3 protein-coding genes are annotated in these 2063 nt (G+C 44.8%); all 3 read left to right on the plus strand.

Annotated features, from left to right (window positions below):
• Positions 1–723 (plus strand): chitobiase/beta-hexosaminidase C-terminal domain-containing protein (locus AC6I5A_RS06160; protein WP_034613073.1); only part of this gene is annotated, 723 nt, incomplete at its 5' end.
• Positions 720–1289, plus strand: a complete 570-nt coding sequence (locus tag AC6I5A_RS06165; RefSeq protein WP_034613076.1) for a DUF3780 domain-containing protein — start codon at positions 720–722, stop codon at positions 1287–1289. The genes AC6I5A_RS06160 and AC6I5A_RS06165, both read left to right, overlap by 4 nt.
• Positions 1290–1293: 4 nt before the next feature.
• Positions 1294–2063, plus strand: a 770-nt coding sequence (locus AC6I5A_RS06170) for a DUF1156 domain-containing protein (protein WP_034613078.1), incomplete at its 3' end; no start/stop codon positions are given.

Below are 2063 nucleotides of genomic sequence, written 5' to 3' on the forward strand. Positions count from 1 at the left end.
AATAATTTCGAGACTGCCGAGTTAAAGGTTTCCTTTCTTTGCGTTGACTCGACAGCCGAGCACCCAACCGGTGAACCGGTAGAATGGATGCGTGATATTTCAGTCAAACATAAAATCATGGAAAAAGCCGATGGAAAATATATGATTCTTAAATCCCAACCGGGAGTAAATATCAAATACACAACCGATGGAAGCGATCCGAAAGACAGCGGCGGTATCTATGACGGGGAGTTTAAGATACCTTCCAAAGCGGCGTTTGTACTAATAGTGGCCGAACATGGGGGTGTGTATTATGACAGGCAGACCATTAAGATTGAAAAAGGCAGGCCGGTAGGCCCGGAAATTGACAAGGCTAAACCGCTTGTGCTTGCACGTTTAATGCGGGCAGTTGATACCAGTGAGACCTATGACCAGCTCACACTGCTGAAGAAATACGCAGAAAGTGTCAGGGATGTCCACATTGTCTTGCATAAAAACGATGCTCAAGGCAAAGATGCAGGCTGGATAGAACTTACGCTGAGTGATAAGATTACAACTAGTATGGAACAGATTGAAAATGTCCTGGACAGTCTTAAGAATGCATTTGTTACGAATGGTAGGGTAAATATTGAATTGGAATGTGGGGTAATAATGTTTAAGAACGGTCAAGCGTTCCTGGACTTTGCCAATGATCAGAAATTCAGTTTGTCCGAATTCAAACAGGGAGAGATAAATCAAAAATGATCGTTAAGCGAGCATGTTTGGGTTTTGGATTCAAGCCCGCTGAAAGCCGCCATCATATTCTCGTCTGTATTCCCGCGAAGAAAGACTCAAGCGTCCTAATTTATGAACGCTTTAGTTGGCAGGATGGGGCGGGAACCCAAACCGTTAATGTGTATGGAGAGGATAAAGCAAAGGCTGAAATTTCCAAGCATAAGTGGAAATTATTAGAGGATACTTTGCGGACAGAGTTTAACAGCCGCTTAAAAAAGCAAAAACTGCCGGCCGGTCGTTTCGTTATTGGGCAAACTCCCGTGGAACGGCTGTATGGCAAGGAACTCCTTGTGCTTGTTTGGGCAGTTGAGGACTGCGATCCGGCAAATGTGCCGATAGCTCTTCGTAACTGGTTGGGGCTTGCCCCCGAGGAACGCTGGTGGCTTTATACCATGACCAATGCTGCCACCGGAAATATCGATGACCGCCGGGGCTGGCGTAAGGCGCTGCGCTATGCCTTATGTGAAAACCCGATTGATGAACAGCGCCAGTTTTCGTTGTTTGACGCCATGCTCAAACGAGGTGAGGAGGAATAATTCGTTGAATTACGATAAATCTTTTATTGAAGTGCAGTTTCCAGTTTCTAAGGTCAGTAAAGAAAGCTATAAGGAACGTAAAGCCGTTGCAGGACAAACTCTAACAGGCCTTGGTAAATGGTGGGGCAGGAAACCGCTTGTCTTGGTACGGGCGGCTCTGCTCGGCTTGTTGCTTCCTGCAACTGATGAACCCAAAAAGGATATGGAAATATTCCTAAAAATAATGTCAATGGATAAAGAGGGCTTATTAAATAGAAAAACAAAATCAATTCCTGTTAAAGATGCATTTGATATATTAACAACTAGAGAGTGTGAGCAGTATTTCACAGAAAAAAAAGGTGAATTGACCCCTGTATGGAAAGCAGGCATATCAGCTGCTGAAAAGGCCACTGCTCTCGAAGAGGCTTGGAGTAGAATGTCTTATGATCAAAAGCTAACCTATTGTGTGCGACCGGAGGAATATGCCAACGATAGTCCTGCCGTGTGGAAAGAAATCAATGCGCATCTGGGTACAAAGGCAAATAATCTCCAAGAACTTACCGCAGAACTTGGGAAGATGCGGTTTGGCAGAGAGCCTATTGTTGGGGATTGCTTTTGTGGCGGTGGCTCTATTCCATTTGAAGCAGCACGAATGGGCTGTGATACGTTTGCGTCTGATCTTAACCCGATTGCGGGTCTTTTAACTTGGGCAGACCTTAATATTGCAGGGGCAAGTGATGAGAAAATTGCTAAGCTACGGGAGTTTCAGCAGAAAGTTTATGATGCAGTCGATAA

The organism is Desulfosporosinus sp. Tol-M2, assembly GCF_059735615.1.

Excerpts from the sequence above, each read along its gene's own strand:
- AC6I5A_RS06165 (WP_034613076.1), top strand. The coding sequence starts at position 720 with ATGATCGTTAAGCGAGCATGTTTGGGTTTTGGATTCAAGCCCGCTGAA.